Source organism: Butyricimonas sp. DFI.6.44 (genome assembly GCF_022132345.1).
GTDB lineage: Bacteria > Bacteroidota > Bacteroidia > Bacteroidales > Marinifilaceae > Butyricimonas > Butyricimonas muris.
In genome coordinates this window covers 258471-281822 of sequence record NZ_JAKNJD010000005.1, presented here as the reverse complement: position 1 = coordinate 281822, position 23352 = coordinate 258471, and the positions used below count along the sequence as shown (strand labels likewise).

Sequence of the window (23352 nt, the reverse complement as noted above, 5' to 3'; positions counted from 1 at the left end):
GTAGGGTATGAATAAACCTCTTCCTGTAATTATTCTTCTAATTTCTTTACATATTCCTGTACCGCCGCCGACAAACCGGGATTATTGAATTGCAGGGAAATCACGTAAGCCTGATCATAACACTTCTTCGCATCCTCCTTGCTTCCCGAAGCCTTGTAACAATCGCCCAGCATCAGCAAACAACGCATCTGCATCTCCGGCTGCAACTTGCTTTTCAGAGCTTCGTTCAACCAACTGATTCCCTGACGTGCCACTTCCGGCGTGATCTTTTCCCCCAGTACTTCATACAGCGACTCCAACGCCCCGATATAATCCTGAGGACGAATACCTTTACCCAAGCCCGCGAAATATTTCTCCATGTACGAACGGTACTTTTCGACATCCTTCTTGTTGTACAGGTAATACTCCGCATCAAACAGTAGCTTTAAACCGGAATACGTGTCCATCCCCCCGAAATTCATGATAGAATCATACACGACCTTCAAATCTCCCCGCACGCGCTCCAACTCCTCCCGGTAGCTCATATCACCTTTTTTCGCCAACTCTTCCATCCAAGGATAACTCAACATGAACAGGAAATTGGAAACCTCGTTCCGATCAATCACTCGCGCGTAATCATCAAAGTGCAACAACACAAATTCAAACACCTCGTCTTTCTTCCCCATCCCCGTGTGGTATATAGAGAAAATCTTCAAGTCATTCGCCGTGATACAATCTTCCAACGGTCTTTGCTTCCGGTAATCGGCGTATAACTTCTCGATCCGGTATTCCCATTTGTCATGATCCTGACCGGACAAGCGGGCGATATACCCCGGGGCTTCCAACAGAATCTCCTGCATCAGTGTTTGATTCTTCCTGTCCTTCTTCAGTTTCTCGTAAAGCTGGTCCACGGGCAACACTTCCTTCAATGCCAACCGGGCAAAACGGAGAAAACCGTTCTTGTCGGTAGCCCCCAGTTGCCGCCCCAGCACGTTGCCCTCCGTGTCCAGAATCAACATATTCGGGTACGCCGTGACGCCGTATCGCTTCACTTCCGGCAGGTACGCCTTGTCCTCGGCATTAATCTGATAATTGATAAAATGTTCGTTGAAATACTCCCCGACCTCGTCGTCCGGGAATACATTTTTGGACATCAGTTGACAAGGTCCGCACCACGTGGTGTAGAAATCGACAAACACCTTCTTGTTCTCTGCTTTCGCCTGCTTCAAGGCATCTTGGAAGGAACCCTTGAAAAAACGGATACCTTCCCCTCTTGCCCCGGCAGCGAAAATACATATCATTAATAATAACACGCTCTTTCTCATAGTCATTTATTTTACTATTCCACGATAAAAGTGAACACGTCAGGGATTACCTTGGAATATCCCTCGTTCGACACCCTGACGGAAACCACGTAATGCCCCACGGGTACACTTACTTTCAAGGGAAACTCCATTCTTCCGCCTCCCCGGATATTCAGGAAACTCTTGAACATGGCGGCATCGCCGTCCTCGGAAGTCACGTCCACGATCTCGAACAGAACGGGAGCCGTACCGTCAACCCCCTGACATTTCGGGGATACCCAAGGAGCATTGTTCATCTTCCGGTAAGCATCTTTCAGCGGATCCAACTCCTTGCGAATAATCATCGTGTCGGGCACGTATTGCGCGTTACCCGTTTCAAGATACCCCGGCGTGGGGTTGTGACATCCCCACCAAACCAATATCACCCCTATCAAAACCAAATATTTTTTCATCTCTCCCATGCTATTAATGATTAACTATTGCCCAATATCTATCCGTGTACATCTCTCCCAAATTATAACTGTACGGCAACGAATGTACCATCCCGTTCGTCGGTTTCACGCCGATTGTAGCCATACCGATGTCCTTGATTTTCTTGCCCTCGCCGTCAACCGATGCCATTTCCACGATAACCGGTCCCATCTCGGGAATATTCATGTAAGGTTCCTGTATCGTCCACAACCACACCCGGTTACCCCAACGAGTGGTAAAAATATTGCCCCCGCCGTCCATTTTTTGTTCCTCGTTATAGGTAGCCCTCGCGATATCATCGCGGGCGATAATTCCCTCTACCACGTGGCTCAACACGATTTTCCGGCATATTTCGACAGGTACCCGTTGGATACTCTTGTAACCGTGAATCACGTATTCCTTGTCCGTGTTTCCCACGCCACCTATCTTATCCCAGAAAAACCACTTGCGAATGGTGATATTCGTGGGTCCCAGAAAAGTGAAATCCTCCTTTTCGAACATCTCTCGTAATCCTGCGCGATCAATAATCTTCACGATAGAATCCCAATCGTAGTGATTACTCTGCAAGTATTCATACATATTACCCCGGAATTCCTCCTCGCAAACTCCCGTATCGATATAGTCGTATTTTGTACCGCAAGCCGTAAATACACCCGCCACGACCAGTATAAACAGTATCTTTTTCATAGCTTATTTCATTTTTGACGCCCAAAACGTGTTCTGGATCATTAAATCATTTTGTGAAAATGCAGTTTGGGGAACAGGCAGGTAAAGAGCCCCGTCTTTCACGTCCTCAACCGACAAATCGTTAAAACCTCCCTGCAACTCCGTTTTCCAATACCCGTTACGAACCACGTCGTAATAACGGTGTCCCTCGTACAACAACTCCTTCTCCCGCTCCTTGAAAATATCGTATTGCAAATCCCCGCTATCGTTCTCCGCCGGCCACATCTCGGCATTTGCCCTTTGACGGATCACTTTCAGATCGGCTTCCGCTCCCGCCCGGTCATTCATCTTTACCCGACACTCCGCACGCAACAGGTACATATCCGCCAACCGGAAAATAACCCGGTTCACATCCATCCCTTTAAGCCAGACTTCCCCGGCAACCGATGCCCCGTAACGGGCATACCGCCATTTATAGAGATAAGCCAATCCCGCTTCTTGCCATTCCGGATCATCCAGATGGTAGAAATAAGCCTCCCGACGTGCATCTCCTGCCGGGAACAAGGAATTTACTCCCGCTATCGTTATTCCAAAATCCTTATCTTTAATATCCATCTTTTCCTCGGTCTTCACGATCGGGGCGCCAATCATGGAATAAGCGGGTAAAAAAGCGGAGTAAGTACTGGCATCCTGATAATTAATTTCCAACTCAAAAATACTCTCTGCGCTTTTCCTGTGCATCACCTCGGCACAAACCTCTTCCGGGTTCTCCGCGAGAGTATAGACACCTACTTCGTCGCGATACTTTTCCTCTATCAACTTACTCGCCCATTTCTCCGCCTCCTTCAAATCCTCCTGACCACCGACCACGTGAGCCTTCCACGCGTAGAGGTGCGCCAACAAGGCGGCGGCACTTCCCTTACACCCGTATTGCTTCGAGGTCAACGCTTTGTTATTCGAGTTTTTCAGACCACTGAACTTGGGCAACATGTCATACGCCCGTAAAGCGGCATGAATAGCCGTGTCTAAAACGACGGATGCCGGGCTTTTGGCGTATTTATCAATGTAATTGCTTCCTTTCGTGATAACAGCATCACCCCACATCCGTACCAAGTAAAAATAGCACATGGCCTTCACGAATTCTCCCTGACCGCAATAAAAACGTACTCGTTCGGGAGCCACATTCTTGGCTTTTTGGTAATTATCGAAAAACAAATCCACGATAGCAAGCGTGTTGTAATAAGTTTTCCATTGCTGTTGATTAGTAACATTCAACAGATAGTCGGTATTCAACCCGCGTATTTTATTCATATCAGATCCCTGCCTCACGACATCCACTCGAAGCCCCATAAATTCATGTTGAGTCACCCCGGTCAAAGCTGTTCTCAAATTCCCGTGCATTTGTATTACTACCGCTTCCAAATCCTGTTCCGTCGTGAAATAGTGTTCAAACGTCACCCCGTTTTTCGGTTCCAGATCAAGAAGCGAATCACAAGAAGCACACAGCAACACGACCAGTACACTATATAAAAATCTTTTCATAATCTACCTCTTTTAAAAATTTACAGTCAAACCAAAAGTCCATTTCCGCGCCAAGGGATAAGTACGACCGTCATCGAACCCAGTAGCGATATTCGCCACTTCCGGGTCAAGCCCCGAATAATTTGACAACAGGAACAAGTCTTCTCCCGTCACGAAAATCCGAATACCGTCCAACCACAACTTTTTCATGATATGCTTCGGAAGATTGTACCCTATCGTCAATTGTTTCAACCTGCAATAATGCACGTTTTCCAGTGAAGCTGTCGTTTGTCCGGTTATATTGATCAACGTGGAATTGCCATACAAACCGAGAGTCTGGTACTTACTCCCGTCACCGGCATACTGCCAAAAATCGGACAATGACACATCCGCGAAAACGGGATAAACTCCCAATCTTCCCTGAAGGGTACTATACTTGAACTGATTCACCATTTTACGCCCGAGCGTGTAAGTCAACAAAATATTCACGTCAAAATTCTTCCATTTAATCTCGTTCACAAGCCCGCCGTAAGCCTGTGGCAAAGTGGTCCCGGAATAAACCAAATCATCTTCCGTGATCTGCCCGTCGCCGTCAATATCCGCAATACGGCGCATTCCCTTCGTGAAAAAATATTCCTCGTCCCCTTCCGGTGACAACATCTGTTTTTTACCGGATTGATCGAATATATACGGGACATCGGCATCACTCTCGATCATACCCAAATCCTTGAAAAGATAAATCCCGCTCAACGGTTTGCCAATCACCTTGTCATAGAAATCTCTCCCCGAGTAACTCTTCCGGAAACGATTCCAGTTCCGGGATATATTGAAACGCGTACGCCATTTCACTTCCGTGTCTCTCAGGATATCGATTTTGGCGTCCAACTCCAACCCCTCGTTGGAAATAGCCATCGTGTTCCGCCATTGTACCCCGTTGAACCCGTACATATCGCCGGGCAGCGACTCTTTGTTTATCAAGGCACGTGTGTATTTATAGTAATAATCTATGGTCAGGTTCAAGCGATAATTAAAAAAGTCCATATCCAACCCGAAATCATATTGATCCGACTCTTCCCATTTCAGTTTCCGGTTTATCACCCCCTCGGGCTGCATTCCCTGTACCCCGTCAAAGATCGTTCCCGGGGACATCAAGCCCTGTGCCAGATACGGGATCGCGAACTGGCTACCGGAGCGTCCCCAGCTAGCCCGGATCTTCCCGTAATTCAACCACCACGCCCACTTCATGAAACGCTCGGTAGAAAAAGCCCACCCGACCGCTACGGACGGGAACGTAGCCCAACGCACATCCGCACCGAACACGGAAGACCCGTCCCGCCTCACCGTGGCTTCCAACAAGTATTTTTTGTCATAATTGTAAGCCAGACGCCCGAAATAACTCACCATCGCTGTTTCCGAAAAATCGGAACCATAATCTTTTAAAGCACGGTAATCATCCACCCTCGGATCGTATACCAAATCCTGAAAACCACTTCCGACATACTCGATCCGGTCACTCGGTCCCCGCAACCCGTGACCGCTGTTACTCCATTTCTTGCTACCGTCATACGCCAACCCGAACAACAAATCAAAATTGTGCACCTCGTCGAGCGTGAACACGTAACTCAACAAATTCTCGTTCGACAACAACATATCCCGGGCAATCTCTCCCGAAGATTTACTTTCATTATAACCGTTAGGATCCAGATAACTGGGAGTAAACTGGTTCTGGTTCGCTTGGGTATAATCCAACGCCAAAGAAGTCGAAACAGACAATCCCTTCAATATCTCGTACCTCAACTGCAAGTTAGCCCTTAAACGGTAAGAAGTGTTATTTTCCACTTGCCCGTTCAGCATCTGCAACATTTTTTCTTCTACCGCCCCACCCTTCAAAAGCAACGAAGAGGTATAATTGGGATCGACCGTGAAGCTCTCGTACTTGAAAGCATCCCCCGATGTCGCACCCCGGCTTCTGTCCGTGTACGCCAGATAAAAACGGCTGTCCACAGTCAACTTCTTCACGGGATTGAAGGAAAGATTCGTCAACAAATTCACACGGGAAAAGTCACTTCCCGGCATAATCCCCGTTTCCTTGTAATACCCCGCACCAACCATGTAAGTCATCTTTTCCGTACCGCCGCTTGTCTGGATATTAGCATTCAGTATCTTTCCCGTCCGAAAGATATACTTGTACCAGTTCGTGGAATTGTTGAAAAAAGGGTTCAAGGAATCCTGAACCATTCTAATACTCTTTGTTCCCACCCCTAAACCACTATTCCAAAAAGCATCATATATAGCCTCGTTATTAGCAGCCTCCTCGTATGAAGTCGGGTACTTGTAATATCCCTTCCCCTTCACCTCGTAGGCATTTCTTTGCGCCCGCATGACCGCCATATGGTACAGGCGTTCCTCCCGTCCGCCCAACTGTGTCGGGGCTTTCGGCAACACGGAAGCCGAATAGGACAGGTTCACGGAGAACTTCCCCTCGCCCGCACGTCCCTTTTTCGTGGTAATCAATATCACCCCGTTCGCGGCACGTGAACCGTAAATAGCGGCAGAGGCGGCATCCTTCAACACCTCCACCGACTCTATCGTCGAGGGATCAATCTCCGCTATCGTGTTCGTTCCCGTCACCGGGGAAGTAAACGAATGCACGGGCACCCCGTCGATCACGTACAGCGGCGAACCGTCGCCCCCTCCCGCTTCATCCAGCCACAAGGAATTGTACCCGCGTACCGCCACGTTCGTTCCCCCGCCACCGGGAGAACCCGACTGGATATTCACCCCAACACCCGCCATACGCCCCTGCAACAAGGTTTCCAGACTGGCAGCGGGAATCTCTTTTATATCATCCGCCTTGATCGATGCTACGGAAGTGATCAACTCCCGTTTCTTTCTCGACCCGTAGGCGATCACCGTCACCTGATCCAAGTCGGAAACTTCCTCTTCCATCTTCACGACCACCTCCTTGCCGGAAGTCACCGCCACCTTCTTCGCACTAAAACCGATAAAAGAGAATATCAGATTCCCCACCGGCTTATCGATCGCCAACGTGAACGTCCCGTCCGCGGCACTTGCCGTCCCGACCGTCGTGCTATCCAGACGCACGGTGACACCCACCATCGGTTCCCCTTTCGTGTCCACGACCTTACCTTTAAGTATATGCTTTTTGGCAGACACGTCGGCAACCTTCGGTCTTATAATCACCATCACCCCGTCCGTCCGGTACGTGAACGGCAAATCCTTCAACACAAGATCCAATATCTCCAACACCTTCTTGTCTTTCACCTCCAACGTGACCTTTTTCCCCTTCACGTCGTCATAATTGAACATGAATTTATACACGTCCGCCTTTTCCAGCTCCTTCAACACGGAGGATAATTCCTGATCTACAAATTTAAAAGAAACCTTATTTTCCTGAGAGAAACCAAGGAACCCCCATAGCATAAAAAACATCCACAATGTCATTTTCCTCCATCCTTGTCCCCGCCTTAAATAAACCGATCTTCGCTTTTTTTCCATAATTCATTTATTTAACATTCTAAAATTCAAGACACAACAATCCCCTTTTCGAGAGGCTCACGCCTTTCAAATACTTGATTTCCAATACATCATTTCTACTTCTTAAAAACTATAATACAATTATCCCGAACCTCTATTTTTAATTTTCCCATTTCATTCAAATATTCCACGACCTTGCTGAAAGTCGCCTTCCGATCTGCCCAAATCTTAAAACGCAACTCCTTCAATTCCGGTTCCTCGTATACCACGCTGAAATTATACCAACGTCCCAGTTCCGTCAATATATCTTCCAACCGTTCGTCGTCATAATAGAAATACCCTTCTTTCCACGAGGTATACTTCAGTATATCCACCTTCGTCACTTTCAGTTTTCCCTCGCTATACAGGACATTCTCGTGAGGTTTCAACACCACTTCTTTCCTCCTCCCGGTAGCCTTGACCGCTACACTTCCATTCACGAGCGTGATATTTTCTTTCTCCCTTGAATACGCCTGAACGTTAAATTCCGTTCCCAACACACGGGTACGAACCCCTGCCGTCTTCACTATAAAAGGTCGCGTCTCGTCCCGCCGCACTTGAAAATAAGCCTCTCCCGACAACTCCACCATGCGTTCCTTTTCCCCGAACACGACCGGATAACGAAATTCCGTCTCCGCATTCAACCACACTTTCGTCCCGTCATCCAAAATCACGAAATACTCTCCACCCCGGGGCACCTTTAACGTGTGATTCCCTTCCAATTCGGGGAGCGGTTGCCCGGGAGAATAAACCAACCCCTTTAAAGAATCCGCCGTGATAGACCGGATCACTTGGGGCAAACGCTGCACCAAAACCTTCCGGTTCTCCCGGTTCAAATCGATCTCCTCCCCGTTATTCAATACAAGTGTAACCCCTTGGGGGGTAAAATCGTCATTCTCAGGCATCACCATCACGAAAGGCGTTCGCTCCGCGGGCATCGGACTCCTCCACAACCAACCGATTGAAATCACGATACCGATGCAAGCGACAGCCGACGCTACCCTGTAAGTCCAAAGCATCCTTTTCCGCAAAATCTTCCGGTTCAACTTCTTCCATTCCCCATCGACATCCGGCTTCTTTTTATCGACAGCCGCCAAACTCCCTTCCCGGATACGGCGCAATTCTTCCAGCAATTGCCCGTGCTCCTCGTCCCGCAACCATTCTCGCACCAATTCATCGTCCTTCACCAGATGATTGAGCACGTCCATGCCAAATTCTATATCCCGATAATTATACTTTTTATCCATTTTGTCATATTCATCTACCCCATACACGTAGACCCCTGCAAAATGGGTAATGCCAAAAACGACTTTTTTTTATTTTTTTTCGGTAGACTTCCCGAAACACAAGAAAAGCAGTATAAACTCTTCCCCGGAGAATTGTTCCCGCAGTATCCGTAACGCTTTCATAACATGGGCTTTTACCGTGTTCACCGTGATACCGAACTCCGCCCCCGCGTCCTGATATTTTTTCCCTTCCAGAAAACATCTTTTGAACACGTTCCTCGTTTGAGTCGGCAACTGCTCCACGGCACGGTGTATCCGGTCGATCAACAACTCGTATTCCAAATGCTTGCTTTCGTCCACCGCCTCGGGTTCTTCCCGCATATACGCGGCAAAACGTTGCGCTGTCTTTTCATGCCGCAATTCATCCAGACAGGCATTACGGACAAGTTTATATAAAAAAGGAACTAATGAAGTTGAAAATTCAAGGCGGTCCCGCCCCTTCCACACGATCTCGAAAACATCACTCACCACATCTTTCGCCCGCTCGTCATCATTCAAAAAACTTAAAGCGTAGTAATATAGCCGGGAATAACTCTCCCGGAACAATTGTTCAAAATAGCGTTTTTTTTCCAATAATGTAAACATACGCTCCCCATTAGTGCCACAAATATAGAGTTAAAAAACAAAAATGACAAACGGGATGTGTTTTTAGTCGCCTACGGCGAGTTACAAGTTGCAGGTTACATTTGCCTTCGGCAAGTTATTTTACTCGCATTTCGGACTGTATTTCAACTCCTCCTCTGTTTATCGAGAGAGAGCTGAAAATGCCTGTCATTCCTCAATCATTCCGGGGATAACAGACATTTTTCAATTTAAAATCACTAAATTCTATCTCTCCTGCAAAGGATTCTTCAATGCCGGCAGTTTTCTCTTCGGTACATCCATAACAGATATATCCATGTTATTCAACAAAATAGATGAAGGATAAATCATGGATACCAAAGCACCCTTATCCAGTAGAAGATTGTGTACCTTTTCCTGATTACAGATTTCCCGTATATTCTTCAACTTGGACATATTCACGGGGGCAACTTTTCCAAAACGGACTTGCGTTTCTTCGCCCGTCTTCACGTCTACCTTGTACAGGAGTGAAGCGTTGCCCGCCAAGCGGCGAACGATATAAGCGTAACCAGACTTCGCTTCTTTTGCCGCTTTCAACAAGGCTTTTTTCATCGCCTCCGGCTTTAACCCGCCGTCAGCCTTGATATGAAGCGTGCCGGGAGCCGTCACGTAAATCACGTCATTACGGGTGGGAATAAAACGGGAACTCCCGGTCGAGTAACGCACCTTACTCGTGGGAATCTGCCCGTTCAACACCTTTTTCAAAACCCCTTTCTCCACCAGCATCATCTCTTTTTCCGGAACCACGCCTTCGGCATCCACCTCGTAACTTCCCAACAAGGGGATATTCATGTATTCCGTCATGGAACTATAATTCACCACGGACAGGCGGGGATCAAGTAATTTCTTCCCGATCTTATCTTCAAAGGAAGTGGTCGTTTCCTTCACGCCGAGCGGCATCCGGTAAGTACACAGTCCGCCGTTATTCCCCAACAAATTATCCGTGAGGATCTGACGCACCGCCTCGTTCTCGAAAAGAACCGGTCCGTTATACTCCTCGGAAAACACTTCCGCATTTTTCAGGTCGATCAACCGCCGGGCGAAGCCCGCCACCACTTGTTTCAAATGTTCCTGTGAAGGCAATGCCTCCAGTGAAGGAGCTAACAACACGTACGAATCCCGAATATATTCCCCGTTTTTCGTGACAACCGTACCTTCCACGTATAATTCCACGAAATTCAATGGCTGTTTCAACGCCACCTGTTCCGTGGTCAATTTGTAAAACGTCATCTCACTTCCCTGCAATGATACTTTGGAAGCGACGATCTCCTTGTAATCTTTAAACACGGCGGACAATTCCCGTGCCTTCGCCTCTACCCCGGAAATAACGGAAATATAAGGTTGTTTTCCCTGTATCAGTTTCTCCACGGAAGGGGTCGGTAACAAATCCGGAAGATTATCGGGAAGTTCATACGGGTTTGCCTCCAAGTATGCCTTTTTTGCAGAGTATTCCTGCAAAGCCACCTTGTATCCCTGATCTGAAGCCAGCCAGAAGCCTAGGCGAATAGCGTTATAATCAATCTCGCCTCCTACATCCACCCGAAGGAATTGCCCCACGTGACGCAGATCGCTCGTGCGATTATAATCCCCAATCAAGACTTGAGAGGTTCCCATCAAATGAAGGGGCAGATTAACCGAATTCAACACAGACCCCAAGGTTGCCTCCACGGAAAACTGCTGGGAAAGTAGAAGAGCGTAAGAGACATAAAAAGGCTTACTCATCATAGGAAGAGTCAACTGCTCTTTCGTTCTCGCCTGCTCGTCCCCCATCGCCGTGAAAATAGTCACGTCCTCTTGCGTCTGAGCACGCGACAGGCTGACCAGAAATATTAAAAATAACAATATCGTGTATCTCATCATTTTCCTATTTAATATTCATAACTTCATTTTTGCGGTACATACACTCTCGGGAGAACAGGCGGCAACACGCTGGACTTCGCCGTACGCTGGGTTTCCACCTTGTTCACCAAAATCGTCGGCGAAATGGCAGTAACCTGCACACCCCCGGATTCCGCCCCGCAAATACCGACGAAGACACTCGGGTCGTCCCCCGCGCACACGATGTTCGAGAACATGGACAACGGAGTCCCGATCAGGATAACACCCCGAACCAATTCATCCGGTCTGCCGTCCGTGTAGACCCGGTAAACCACCAACGGGGTCACGTTGAACGAATTCGTGCTGCTTGTCCCCGTGTACGTTAAGCCGCTTGTCACTTCTTTGAAGAAATAACCGTATTCCTTGTTTTGCTTTTTCGCCTCCTCGATCAACATCGCCCGCAACTTCTGTTGTGTTTTGGGAGCTTTCGTTTCGATACACAGGTTGGATTGTCGGGACACGGGATCGAACCCGTCACTTGCCCGGGCGTGACCGTTTGTCTTCGGAAAGCCGTCTATCGGCACGCGGCTCATCAGGAAATCCCGTAACTTACCGTCCACCACGACGTTTACCCGTTCGGCACGAATACCCTGATCGTCAAACTTGTAATGCCCGTTCAACTCCTTTCCCGCGTAACTCGTCAACGTCGGATCGTCGGAAACTTGAAAATCAGGAGCCAATACATTTTCTCCCACCATCTGTTTGAAAGTCTGTCCGTCCTCGTCCGTCTTCATCCTCTGCCCTTCCAGACGATGCCCGAATATCTCGTGAAAAAACACACCGCTCGCTGCACCCGACAACAAGGCGGGACCGGTATACGGGTCAGCCACGGGAGCCTCCCGCAAAGCCGCCAATGTCTTGATCATCTCCCGCGTATCCGCCATCATCTGCTCGTCTGAGGGCAAATCAGCCGGATCATGCGCGAAATAGGACAGGTACAAGGGAAGCCGCATCCCGTCCAAAGCCATCACGTTTCCTTGGATCATGACGCGGGCATAAGGCAGGTTCTGCACGACACTCCGTCCCTCCGTGTCCACGAAATAACGACGTTCGACATCATACGTCAAGGTGGCATCGCCCTGCATGATATTCATATTTTCGTTAAAAAGAGCGGAAATCTTCTTCAACCGGGCAATCCATGCCTCCGCATCCACTTTCAACCGATCGGCTGGAAAAGGAGCCTCGTAATAGGACTCCACCGGCGCAGCAGAAAAATAAGGAGCTTTATCTTCATTCTTGACATTCACCTTGGTTTGCGCCTTTGTACGCTCGTAAATATCCACGGCAAAAGCGTAACGGGAAGAAGCCTCCATCCAGATTTCCTGACGGATAGCATCCTCATTGTTCCCGTCATCAATCGGCAGGACGGCGGATGAAATACCAAACTCGGTCACTTCCGATCCCATCGGGTAATATTTGTAATTATCCAACGTCGTGTCACCCAATCGAATATGGGGAATCATGATGCGGGTATGCCGGCTCTGGTTATCCCTCAACGCCCCGAACGAAGTGATGATCGTCGTGCTCCACGTGTCGATAATCCTGTAATTCATGTAATAGGGGGGAAGTTTCTCCCCCTGTAATTCCCGGTAATGTTTATTCAACTCCCCGGAAAGGATATTCAACAAATTGTCTTCCGATTGCGCAGACACACCATGAATACCCGTCATTCCAAGAATACAACAAATACAAATTAACTTTATTCCTTTCATCTGTCTTTCATTTTAAGATAAATGTAAAAGCATTCTTCACCACCTGACTATACCCGGGTCCCGTCAACCGAACCGACACGGTATACCGTCCCGCGGGCGACTTTCCCTTATATGGATAGCGCATAACACCCCCGCCTGCCAATATGGTCAGTTCCTGCATGAAAGTAGCAGCAGCTTCTTCTCCAACAGTTGAAGAGACAGATTCCACGGAAAAATCAATTCGTTCGGTTCCCTCGTAGCCTTGCATTTTCAAAGATTGCCACGGAGATTCATACTCTATCCGTACCGCATCCAATTCCGGGTCCGGCGTAAGACGCACGATCATCGTATCCGGGTCGTAAACAGCATTCTCCGTTATCAAATAACCCTCTTTCTCGTCACATGACACAAGCCCACAGTATATAACACTCAATATAAATAATATCCGTTTCATAACTTTCTCTTTTATTATTACTCAAAATCTTCCCAATCGTCCGGATCTTCCCAATCGTCCATTTCCCCGAAATCCCCTAACGTGAAGTTGTATGACAAAGAATGCACCACACAATGATCCGGTTCTATATTGGAAGAAGCGATAGAAAAATCACGGAACGCGCTTTGTGAATACACGCCCAAGGAAACAGCTCCCACGTCCGGGATTCCCTGTAACGTCTGCTGGTGCGTGTACAACCAAACGGTACTTCCACTCAATGTAGGATAATACTTACCGCCCTCTCCCGGCATAGCTTCATCTTCATCATATTTTCCTCTCGGAACATCATCCCGGTATATTTTGCCATCGATGATGCATTGTAATAACAAATCCTTGCAAACATCCGGATCCATATCCGAGATTCGCTCGATGTCATTTTCCAACATATACCTGCGAATAGAGTGATTCGTCGGTCCAAGAAAAGTAATCTCCGGATGTTCCGTGTCTTTTCCCTCGAACAGACGAACCACATCGGGACCAGCTTGTTCCACCAATCTAGCCGTGGAATCCCAGTCGTAAGAATGCCCCGGGGCTTTTAAATACTCCAACAAGCTACCGTCAAAACGACCGTTATGCAACCCGGATTTAATAAAATTATCCTGTACACAGCCTCCCATGCCTAAAACCAGACATACAAAGCCTAATATCAATATATGTTTCATAGCCCTATTGTACTTTTGTATTCCAATATACATTTTGCAAAATCAAATCATTATTATTCATGGCAGACGAGCCCACCGGATAATATAATGCCCCATTCTGGATATCCTTGTCGGACAAACGGCTGAAGGTTTCAGAAAGCTCCCGCCGCACGTATTCCACGCCATTGCGTATCACGTCGTAATACCGGGTATCCTCGAACAATAACTCCCGCTCCCGTTCCCTGAATATCGCCAACTGTACATCCCCGCCAAAATCATCCGTCAAATCCGCTCCCGTCAACCCGGCACGCTCCCGAATAGCTATCACGTCCTCCATCGCGTCAGGCAACCCGGCACGACAACGACATTCAGCCCTCAACAACATAATATCCGCCAGACGCCAGACTATTTTATACATCTCCATTCCCAAGAAAATTTTCTCTTTATCATTACCCGTGTACGTGTAACTAGGGAAACGAAAAACATTTATATACGCCTTCTCTATTTTCGTGTTATCGAAAACTTTTATCACGTCTTCCATTTCCCACGTTTCAGGATTAAATACCTTAACCTTCACATGGAATTCAGTGGAATCTAGCCCGTAGAAATAACTTTTCCTTCTCAAATCATCACCGGAATAAAGTTCGTTAATCGTGGTTTTGTTAAATTCCAATACATCGGGGTACGAGAAACTCACTTCCATGTCTGTCCTTACCGGCCAACCTGCAAATTGCTCCCCGACATAAGCCAATTCAGTGAATTCCCCGACAGCAGTGAAAGTCCGGTATATTTCCAAAATACTCTCCTCGCTTCCACCTTTGAATACCCGGTTGCACACGTCCTCCGGGTCGGCTCCCAAACCATATGCGCCGACCTTGTTTTCAATAATCATCGTGCAATATTTCTCGGCTTCTTCCCAATACTCTTTTCTGTTCTCAAGACCTGCCCGCCAAGCATAAATATTAGCCAACAAGGCAGCGGCAGCTCCTTTACTCCCGTATTGTTTCGTGGTTCTCTTGTTGCCTGCATAATCTTTCAAGTCTTCATACTTTGGCAAATCCATAGCTTTCAACGCCCATTTTGTCGCTTCTTCCAACACCTCAGTCACACTACTTTTTGCTAATTTAATCTCTATAGACTCGCTATCGGGAACAATAGGCACCTCTCCCCACGCCCGGGCAAGCCAGAAATAACATAACCCTTTCACGAAATAAGCCTGTAAACGATAAATATTAACAATCTCCTCCGACATGGGAAAACGGTAAGCATTATCCAACATCACGTCCGCATCATTAATGGCAGCGTAATAATTTCTCCAATTTGATCTGAAATAACTTACCGGTGCTAATTGACGTGCCCGATAGATTGGCGTTCCCCGGTAATCACTTACTACATTATCCACCTTCAAACCGGCAGCAATATGCAACATATCCGAATTTTCGGCAACACGCACGTTATTCATCATCGAATTGAGCAGAGCTTCAGCATCTTGCCCGGAACGGAAATAATTATTAAAAGTCGTTGAATTTTCCGGTCTTACGTCCAGATAGCCACTACATGACATGGCTAGAAGTCCCACAACAATATATATAAAATACTGTTTCATAATTATTAAAAATTAAGAGTTAACCCAAACGTCCATTTTTCCGGTAAAGGATACGCTTTTCCACCATCTATCCCGTAATCCATATCCACAACCTCGGGATCTGTGCCGGAATAATTTGACCAAGTCCAAATATTTTCACCCGTAACAAACAAGCGGATACCACTAAAGTAGAATCTCTTAGCCCATTTCTCCGGTAAATTATACCCTAAAGTAAGTTGCTTCAATCGAAGCATATTCACTCGTTCCACGTTGGAACGCAACTCCGGGTAAGTCATCGTGGCTCCCAAACGCGGCAAATCCGTCATGTCACCTTCTTTTTCCCAAAACGTAGTCTTGGGCAAATCACGAAATATCGGACCGTCAATACTAAAAGGTGACGAATAACTTACCGCATTGATCATCTTCCGTCCCAAAGAATAATTGAAAAGAATATTCAAATCAAAATTCTTCCACGAAATTTCATTTGCCCATCCGCCATATGCTTTAGGTAAGGCACTACCAATGTAAAACATGTCATCATCATCTATCACGCCGTCACCATTCACATCTTGAATCTTTCTTTCACCTACCATACCACTGATTTCACCTTGAACCCGATTCAAATAAATAGGATAACCTTCGTTATTATAGTAAACCGGGACTTCTTTTTCATTCTGGAAATACCCGTTATCATTGAAAACATATACCCCAAACAACCCTCGTTTCAATACGTTATCAACCATATCCTTGCCGTTGTACGTGTCGACCAATTTGTTCCAGTTCCGGGAAATATTCAATCGGCTTCTCCACCTCACTTCACTTTGCCGGAAAATATCCGCCTTCAATTCCAATTCTACGCCTTGATTGGAAATCTCCCCGGAATTTCTCTTGAAACTATCCAGCACATTCATATCCCCAAAGGTGGGTACATCTGAAATCAACGAGTAGGTCAATTTATTGTAGTAATCAAATTTAACATTCAACCGATACTCGAACAATTCCAGATCCAAACCAGCATTATATTGTTTCGTTTTCTCCCAAGTCAGATCGGGAGCAACCCCCTGCATTGATGTCATTCCCGGTTTACCTTGAAATAATCCGTTTTTATACATCAATCCGTACGCCATGTAGGCTTCTTTAAATATTTGACCGGACTTTCCCCAACTCAAACGCAATTTTCCGCTATTCAGCCATGATACATCCTTTAAAAAAGCCTCATCCGCGAAATTCCAACCGAAGGCTATTGAAGGGAAGTTTGCCCAACGTACATTTGCCCCGAACGTAGACGATCCGTCCCGACGGAAAGCGAACTCCGCGATATACAACTTCTTGAAATTATAACTCAAACGACCGAAATAACTCAACATCGTCTTTTCTTGAAAATCGGAAGAATAATCCGTTCTGGATTCCCAGCGCGGTTCGTAGCCCTCAGGCTGATAATTCGCAACACCTCCGGGTCCGGAATACCAATAGACATTATCATTCGGCCCCTCGTAGCCGATGCCTTTGTTATCAAAGCTCTGCTCTTTAGAAATATTAAAACCTAACAAAGCCTCCACCGTGTGTTTCTGTACGATCTCTACCCTATATTTCAACAATTCTTCATTCATTAATGAAATACTCCGGGAAATTTGTCCCGCCGAAGAATTACGATGAAGCGCTCCATCCAAAGTACTCGGTCTAAATTCATTTACATTGAACTGCGCATAATCTATCGCACCGACACCCGAGAGTGTTAACCCTTTCCACAGTTGAAATTCCAAGTTCAAACTACTGATTAAACGATAATTATCATTACGGGACACCGTATGGTTGATCTTTGCCAGAAATTCGTCGTTGATCTTACCGTGCCCGGGAAATAAAGTAGTCTGTGAAGCGGGATCTACTGTCATTCCTTCTATATTGCGCGAAGTCGTTCCCGTATTATTCAAATTCCGGCTTTTATCCATATATGCCATGTAAACTTGTGCCGCAGCCGTCATAATCGGTGCGGGCTTGGCACTTAAATTCACCATCAAATTCGCCCGGGAATAATCGCTGCTCAACATGATTCCTTTTTCATTATAATACCCTGCTCCTATCATGTATTGTATCTTATCGGATCCTCCGGAAGCCTGAATATTGGCATTAAGAACCTTACCCGTCTGGAAACTATACTTGTACCAATTCGTCTGGTTATTATAAAACGGATTCAAACTATCTTGAAGAACAGGATGATCCATTGCCGAGCCGGAATAACCGTTTCCCCACCATGCATCATATCCGCCATCTCCCTGTCTGTAAGCATCTTCATAAGAGGTGGGATATCTGTTCAACTGCGTGTAATCATCATATATCGCATCCAAACTATGCCGTAAATTATAGATCTTGGTCATTCTCTCCAAACGTCCACCTGTCTGCTCGGGCGTAACCGGCAAAAAAGAGGCGGTATAAGAAAAGTTAACCGAAAACTTTGCCTTTCCGGCTTGTCCTTTTTTCGTCGTAATCAAAATCACCCCGTTCCCGGCACGCGAACCGTAAATTGCCGCCGCAGCCGCATCTTTCAACACTTCCACGGAAGCAATCATCGAGGGATCCAAATCCGATAATGTATTTGTACCTGTAGTCGGGGAATTAAACGAAAACATCGGAACCCCGTCCACCACGTACAAGGGTTGCCCGTCCGTGGCACCTTCTTGCATCAGGGAATTATATCCCCGCACGGCTACCCGGTTACCTCCCGCACCCGGAGCACCCGACTGGTTTACGATATCCACACCTGCCATACGCCCTTGCAACATACTCAATATACTATGCGAGGGAAGTTCCTTCATCTCGTCCGCCTTGATAGAAGTAATCGAACTCACCACCTCTTTCTTGTTCTGAGTTCCGTAAGCACGGATCACCACCTCATCCAGATCCGTCACCTCTTCTTCCATTTTCACGACAACAGGTTTTCCCGCCTCGTAAGCCACTTTCTGGTTTTTGTACCCGATGAATGACAACGACAGCGTCCCCTTCTCTTTTGTCAGGAGAATTTTAAACTTCCCGTCCGAATCGGTAGCCGTACCTATTGTTGTTCCTTCCTGCAACACGGTAACCCCGGGTAACGGATTCGCTTTCCTGTCAATCACTCTCCCTTCCACGATAAATCGTTTACCCTCCGATTCCTTGTACCGGATCATAATATAGATACCTTCCGTCTTGTAAGAAAAAGGTTTCTCCTTTAACACCGAATCCAGTATCTCCAACACGTTCTTCCCTTCCACGTCCAGAGTCACCTTGTAAAGTTTTGTGTCCTCGTAGTTAAACACGAACTTGTAGACATCCGCCTTTTCCAGCGCATTGAATACATCTGACAAAGGCACGTCTTTCCATTTAAAACTCAATTTCTTTTGCTGACCGAACACGACTGACGTCATGCAAAACAAACTTAAAAAAAGAACCAAGTGGACATACATCATGTGTTTCACCCGATTACTCGTTTTTCGCCCTCTGGTATGAGGTGAAATCGATTTTTTTTCCATACATTTGTAGTTAAAATTAAACATGTTCATCTTTCCGATGAACTGAATTATTACAAAGGGGATAGGTTACGACTATCCCTTTTATATTAGAATCAGTCCTCGTCTATTTATCTATTACAAGGAAACGGTTACCGTTTTCCCTCTTACTTCAATTTGCAATTTCCCCGTTTCATTCAGACGCTCCAGTACCTGTTCCACCGTATCTTTCCGATTAGCCCAAAATTTAAACCGGTAATCCTTCACTTCGGGATTCTGATAGAAAACGGTAAAATCAAACCACCGTCCCAACTCACTCAAAATATCTTCCAACCGCACATTATTATAATAGAAAAAACCTTCTTTCCACGACACGTATTTCAACACATCAACGCTTTCCACGTAAAGGCTGTCCCCGTTATATGAAGCGTTTTCACCCGGTTTCAAGATCACCCCCGCACCGTTCCCGTTTTTATTCACCGCGACACGACCTTCAACTAAAGTAATATTCACATTCCCCCTCTCGTAAGACTGCACGTTAAACTCCGTTCCCAACACACGGGTACACAACTCGCTTGTTTCTACCACGAAAGGATGTTTTTCATCGCATTTCACCTCGAAATAAGCCTCTCCCTTCAAATAAACTTTCCTTACTGAATCACGAAACGCCACCGGGTACCGTAATTCCGATTCGGAATTGATCCACACCCGGGTACCGTCATCCAGTACCAATATATACTCTCCGCCGCGGGGAACCTGTATCGTGTGAAACTCCTCCGGACGGATAGTATCGTGTAATATCCTCATGTATTTCAATCCTCCCACGGAATCAATAACAATACCTTGGGACCCCAAAGTATCGCTATCGTTCAGCGTCGAAGAAGCCAAAATATATTCTTCCCCTTTGCCGGTAATCAGTTTCACCACATCTGTTCCTGCGTTTAGAACCAATTGAGGCATTTCCCCGGAAGTATTTTCCTTTTGTTGATAATAAATGATTACACTCGCAACTATCAATATAGTTATTGCGGCAGCAACTCCCGTTACTACATGCCGGATATGATTCTTTCTTTTCCGTGCCACCATTCTCCGCTCCAACAACCGCCATTGGTAATTCTCGTCCACGTTCAGACTTTCCGCTTCCCGCATACCCGCTTCCCGAAAACGTCGTAATTCTTCTAATAGCTCACGGTGATCTTTCTCCTCCAACCAAGCTTTTACCTCCCTATCATCATGACATTCTACATGCTGTAACACGTGCAACGCAAATTCTATATCTTTATCTTTAAAGCCGTCCTGCATACTTCTAGTGTATTATTTTATACTAACACGCTCAACGACTAAAAACGGGTGATGTCAATGACTACTTTTTTTATTTATTTTTTGGAAGAAAGTATAACCAGCAGCAAAGAATAATCGGAATACTCTTCTCGAAGAATCCGTAAAGCTTTGTTTATATGTGTTTTGACCGTATTAATAGAAATCGCTAACGCATCTGCTGTCTCCTGATACTTTTTCCCGTCAAGGAAACACATTCTGAACACGACCTTCGTTTGACCGGGTAGTTTCTCCACAGACTGCCGCAAACGCTCGATCAGAAGTTCATATTCCATATATCCCTCATCCGTCGCTTCATCCTTCAATCGCAACTCTTGATTAAAACGCTCCCTCACTTTCTTATGCCGGAGCAAACTCACGCAATGATTACGTACCAATGTATATAGTAACGGAAGAACAGATTGGGTACGTTCTATCTTCTCGAAATTAACCCACACTTTTTCAAACACATCATTAACAGCATCTTTTGCAGCTTCTTCATCATTCAAAAAACTATAGGCATGATAACACAGGCGAATATAATTCTCCCGAAATAACTGTTCGAAAATCCCTTTATAGTCAACCGATCTTATCATGCATTCTCACATATACGACACAAATATATAAATATAAAATAAACTGAAAAAACTTTTTTCTTTATCACTGTCAAATTGACATCATAAATTCACAAACTTGACACCACTCCCCTGTTTGGCATATCTTTTGTCTGTCTTTGCCCGTGAATAGAACAGCTATTTTCAAATAACCGATTTCTACTCATTATAAATTTATTGTTTTAATTATTAAATTATCAGGAGGATTTATTATGGGTGCCGCAGGTAACAAAAAACCGAAAAAAAGCAAAGACAAAAAACATGTACCATCTTACGTGGCAGAAGAAGCCACGCACGAAACACCGCTGAAAAACAAAAAAAACAAATAGATGCGTGAATCATAAAAAAAAAAAGGTGTGGCGAATAGATTTTTGCCACACCTTTTTTTACTATCTTACGATATCTATATCCCCCGTCCACACGTGAAATATCGTTCACGGACAACCATAAAATCACAGAATCCATAAATTATTAAACTTTTTTTAAAGCGAGAAATTGAACCCTCTCGCTCTTATTGCCGTATATGCCATAGAATTTTGATACTCTATCACTCATTCTTTCATCAGACTAGCGGAAAAGAGGGGGTTGGGATTACGAGAAATTCACAAACTAAACTAATTAAACAAAATAAAAAAGAGACGCTATGAAAAAAGTTATTTTTTTATTGGCAATGACTACATTCCTTTTCAGTGACTTTGCCATGCAGGCACAAACCAAAAAAGAGATAAGGGAAAAGAGAAAAGCACACAGGGCATGTATGCGTATGCACCGGAAAATGGTACGCGAACAACAAAATATGATCGCTTATCAGGACGCAGTAAAAGCCCTCAAGAACAACAGTTGGGTATTACAAGCCAATACCCTATTCAACAACTTCGGGGGAGCCATACCTGTTACCAACAACACGAACTTCGTGGCCATGGACAACAATCAGGTCTCCGTACAGTTGGCATTCAACGGGTTTAATCCCGGACCGAACGGATTGGGGGGAATCACGCTGACCGGCTGGCCTTCCAGTATCAACCAGAGAGTGGACAAAAACGGCAACATCACCTACACGTTCAACGTCATGGGAGCCGCTTTATTCGCACAAGTAACCGTACGCATGAGTTATGGAAGTAACTACGCTACCGCAACCGTAACCTCAAACACGAACGGTCGTGAATTGACCTTCTCCGGTAACTTGGTTCCGTACAGCCAATCGAATATATTCCAGAGCGGATTTAGTTTCTAAACAACTATATAAAATACTCTCGTTTAATATTCAATTACTCAATTTCACACGTGAAGAGGGCGTTTTTCGAACGCCCTCTTTGGTTTATAAAGTTTGTAAGGTTCATAAAGTTTATATGGTAATACTACCCCTCCGCCAGAGCGCAAACAGAACACAAACATAACAACCATACAGGGGAATATAGTTGCTACGTTTGAGCTCTGACAAAGCCACGAAGAAGATAGAGCATTACCCTATAATCAGGTTAGCAATATGTATAATTTAAAACATATGTAACCGACAACAGCCAAACACACCCCGGATCGAGTTCTCCCCGAAACTCAATCTAAAATCCAAAATCATTAAATCCAAAATCCGCAACCTCCTTATTGCCGTAAATCTTCGGTGGTAATATTTGAAGGCAGGAATTTAGTCGCGTCTCCGCCATTCATGAATATATCCCGAACGATCGTGGAACTGATAAAAGTATGTTCGGGCGACGTCAGCAAGAATACGGTCTCCACATTGGAATCCATCGCCTTGTTAATCTGTCCCACGGCACGCTCGTACTCGAAGTCGGCAGCCGTGCGCAGTCCCCGGATGATAAAACCGGCATTCTGCTGCTCGCAAAAATCAACAGTCAACCCGGAATAACTCATCACGCTTACTTCTTTCACGTCTTTGAAGACTTTCTCAATAATAGCGATACGCGTATCGACATCCAAGAACTCCTGCTTTACAGCGTTAATACCGACAGCAACAATGATTTTATCGAAAATTTTCAACCCTCTTCTCACGATCTCCTCGTGACCAACCGTAAACGGATCAAAGGATCCCGGAAACACAGCAATTTTTTCCATGACGTATTATTTATAATTCTTCCGATGTTTAGAAGTAAAACATCCGATCTCAAGTTACAAATTAAAATCATCTTTGTCAATTATCCAAAAATTTGTTAGTTTTTCTTTGATTTTTCATGAGTATTATTAGGAAAACTCTTTTTTTTTGAATAGATTTGAAGCATTAAAATAGAATAAACACATAACAATTAAA

17 protein-coding genes are annotated in these 23352 nt (G+C 45.6%); 1 reads left to right on the top strand and 16 read right to left on the bottom strand.

The genetic code is table 11. The features are described 5' to 3' along the window. Window positions 1-29: 29 nt before the first annotated feature. The 15 genes from L0M98_RS09110 to L0M98_RS09040 all read right to left on the bottom strand — a co-directional run bounded on the left by L0M98_RS09110 (window position 30) and on the right by L0M98_RS09040 (window position 21068). Window positions 30-1304, bottom strand: coding sequence for a thioredoxin family protein (locus L0M98_RS09110; RefSeq protein WP_099292900.1), 1275 nt, complete (start codon window positions 1302-1304; stop codon window positions 30-32). A gap of 14 nt (window positions 1305-1318) precedes the next feature. Beyond that, a complete protein-coding gene (locus L0M98_RS09105; RefSeq protein WP_227215621.1) occupies window positions 1319-1744 on the bottom strand; it encodes a hypothetical protein in 426 nt (141 codons plus the stop codon). 4 nt (window positions 1745-1748) lie between these two features. After that, on the bottom strand, window positions 1749-2441 hold the full coding sequence (locus L0M98_RS09100) for a hypothetical protein (protein ID WP_099292904.1): 693 nt from the start codon (window positions 2439-2441) through the stop codon (window positions 1749-1751). Between the two features lie 3 nt (window positions 2442-2444). Further along, on the bottom strand, window positions 2445-3962 hold the full coding sequence (locus tag L0M98_RS09095) for a RagB/SusD family nutrient uptake outer membrane protein (protein WP_227215620.1): 1518 nt from the start codon (window positions 3960-3962) through the stop codon (window positions 2445-2447). Window positions 3963-3974: 12 nt separating this feature from the next. After that, a complete protein-coding gene (locus L0M98_RS09090; protein WP_227215619.1) occupies window positions 3975-7460 on the bottom strand; it encodes a SusC/RagA family TonB-linked outer membrane protein in 3486 nt (1161 codons plus the stop codon). Window positions 7461-7555: 95 nt separating this feature from the next. Continuing rightward, window positions 7556-8725, bottom strand: a complete 1170-nt coding sequence (locus L0M98_RS09085; RefSeq protein ID WP_227215618.1) for a FecR family protein — start codon at window positions 8723-8725, stop codon at window positions 7556-7558. Window positions 8726-8794: 69 nt separating this feature from the next. After that, on the bottom strand, window positions 8795-9349 hold the full coding sequence (locus L0M98_RS09080; RefSeq protein ID WP_099292912.1) for an RNA polymerase sigma-70 factor: 555 nt from the start codon (window positions 9347-9349) through the stop codon (window positions 8795-8797). 243 nt (window positions 9350-9592) lie between these two features. After that, entirely contained in the window at window positions 9593-11245 is a 1653-nt protein-coding gene (locus L0M98_RS09075) for a metallopeptidase TldD-related protein (protein ID WP_227215617.1), read from the bottom strand. A gap of 23 nt (window positions 11246-11268) precedes the next feature. Then, a complete protein-coding gene (locus tag L0M98_RS09070) occupies window positions 11269-12975 on the bottom strand; it encodes a metallopeptidase TldD-related protein (protein WP_186975732.1) in 1707 nt (568 codons plus the stop codon). A 7-nt stretch (window positions 12976-12982) separates the two neighbouring features. Further along, window positions 12983-13408: a hypothetical protein gene (locus L0M98_RS09065; protein ID WP_186975733.1), complete on the bottom strand. Its 426-nt coding sequence runs from the start codon at window positions 13406-13408 to the stop codon at window positions 12983-12985. Window positions 13409-13425: 17 nt separating this feature from the next. Then, window positions 13426-14109, bottom strand: a complete 684-nt coding sequence (locus L0M98_RS09060; RefSeq protein WP_186975734.1) for a hypothetical protein — start codon at window positions 14107-14109, stop codon at window positions 13426-13428. Window positions 14110-14113: 4 nt separating this feature from the next. Continuing rightward, complete coding sequence (locus L0M98_RS09055) at window positions 14114-15694, bottom strand: RagB/SusD family nutrient uptake outer membrane protein (protein WP_227215616.1); 1581 nt, start codon at window positions 15692-15694, stop codon at window positions 14114-14116. Between the two features lie 5 nt (window positions 15695-15699). Then, window positions 15700-19179, bottom strand: a complete 3480-nt coding sequence (locus L0M98_RS09050) for a SusC/RagA family TonB-linked outer membrane protein (protein WP_227215615.1) — start codon at window positions 19177-19179, stop codon at window positions 15700-15702. 114 nt (window positions 19180-19293) lie between these two features. Next, a complete protein-coding gene (locus L0M98_RS09045) occupies window positions 19294-20457 on the bottom strand; it encodes a FecR family protein (RefSeq protein WP_227215614.1) in 1164 nt (387 codons plus the stop codon). A gap of 74 nt (window positions 20458-20531) precedes the next feature. After that, window positions 20532-21068 carry an RNA polymerase sigma-70 factor gene (locus L0M98_RS09040; protein WP_099292924.1) on the bottom strand — a complete coding sequence of 179 codons (537 nt, stop codon included), beginning with the start codon at window positions 21066-21068 and terminating at the stop codon, window positions 20532-20534. A gap of 661 nt (window positions 21069-21729) precedes the next feature. Here L0M98_RS09040 and L0M98_RS09035 point away from each other — a divergent pair. Continuing rightward, window positions 21730-22320, top strand: a complete 591-nt coding sequence (locus L0M98_RS09035) for a DUF4251 domain-containing protein (protein WP_227215613.1) — start codon at window positions 21730-21732, stop codon at window positions 22318-22320. A gap of 365 nt (window positions 22321-22685) precedes the next feature. Here L0M98_RS09035 and coaD read toward each other — a convergent pair whose 3' ends face one another. Beyond that, window positions 22686-23159: a pantetheine-phosphate adenylyltransferase gene (gene coaD, locus L0M98_RS09030; protein WP_099292930.1), complete on the bottom strand. Its 474-nt coding sequence runs from the start codon at window positions 23157-23159 to the stop codon at window positions 22686-22688. Window positions 23160-23352 lie beyond the last annotated feature (193 nt).

Excerpts from the sequence above, each read along its gene's own strand:
- L0M98_RS09065 (WP_186975733.1), bottom strand. The coding sequence starts at position 13,408 with ATGAAACGGATATTATTTATATTGAGTGTTATATACTGTGGGCTTGTG.
- L0M98_RS09080 (WP_099292912.1), bottom strand. The coding sequence starts at position 9,349 with ATGTTTACATTATTGGAAAAAAAACGCTATTTTGAACAATTGTTCCGG.
- L0M98_RS09045 (WP_227215614.1), bottom strand. The coding sequence starts at position 20,457 with ATGCAGGACGGCTTTAAAGATAAAGATATAGAATTTGCGTTGCACGTG.
- L0M98_RS09095 (WP_227215620.1), bottom strand. The coding sequence starts at position 3,962 with ATGAAAAGATTTTTATATAGTGTACTGGTCGTGTTGCTGTGTGCTTCT.
- L0M98_RS09105 (WP_227215621.1), bottom strand. The coding sequence starts at position 1,744 with ATGGGAGAGATGAAAAAATATTTGGTTTTGATAGGGGTGATATTGGTT.
- coaD (WP_099292930.1), bottom strand. The coding sequence starts at position 23,159 with ATGGAAAAAATTGCTGTGTTTCCGGGATCCTTTGATCCGTTTACGGTT.
- L0M98_RS09100 (WP_099292904.1), bottom strand. The coding sequence starts at position 2,441 with ATGAAAAAGATACTGTTTATACTGGTCGTGGCGGGTGTATTTACGGCT.
- L0M98_RS09110 (WP_099292900.1), bottom strand. The coding sequence starts at position 1,304 with ATGAGAAAGAGCGTGTTATTATTAATGATATGTATTTTCGCTGCCGGG.
- L0M98_RS09040 (WP_099292924.1), bottom strand. The coding sequence starts at position 21,068 with ATGATAAGATCGGTTGACTATAAAGGGATTTTCGAACAGTTATTTCGG.
- L0M98_RS09070 (WP_186975732.1), bottom strand. The coding sequence starts at position 12,975 with ATGAAAGGAATAAAGTTAATTTGTATTTGTTGTATTCTTGGAATGACG.
- L0M98_RS09085 (WP_227215618.1), bottom strand. The coding sequence starts at position 8,725 with ATGGATAAAAAGTATAATTATCGGGATATAGAATTTGGCATGGACGTG.
- L0M98_RS09035 (WP_227215613.1), top strand. The coding sequence starts at position 21,730 with ATGAAAAAAGTTATTTTTTTATTGGCAATGACTACATTCCTTTTCAGT.
- L0M98_RS09055 (WP_227215616.1), bottom strand. The coding sequence starts at position 15,694 with ATGAAACAGTATTTTATATATATTGTTGTGGGACTTCTAGCCATGTCA.
- L0M98_RS09075 (WP_227215617.1), bottom strand. The coding sequence starts at position 11,245 with ATGATGAGATACACGATATTGTTATTTTTAATATTTCTGGTCAGCCTG.
- L0M98_RS09060 (WP_186975734.1), bottom strand. The coding sequence starts at position 14,109 with ATGAAACATATATTGATATTAGGCTTTGTATGTCTGGTTTTAGGCATG.
- L0M98_RS09050 (WP_227215615.1), bottom strand. The coding sequence starts at position 19,179 with ATGGAAAAAAAATCGATTTCACCTCATACCAGAGGGCGAAAAACGAGT.
- L0M98_RS09090 (WP_227215619.1), bottom strand. The coding sequence starts at position 7,460 with ATGGAAAAAAAGCGAAGATCGGTTTATTTAAGGCGGGGACAAGGATGG.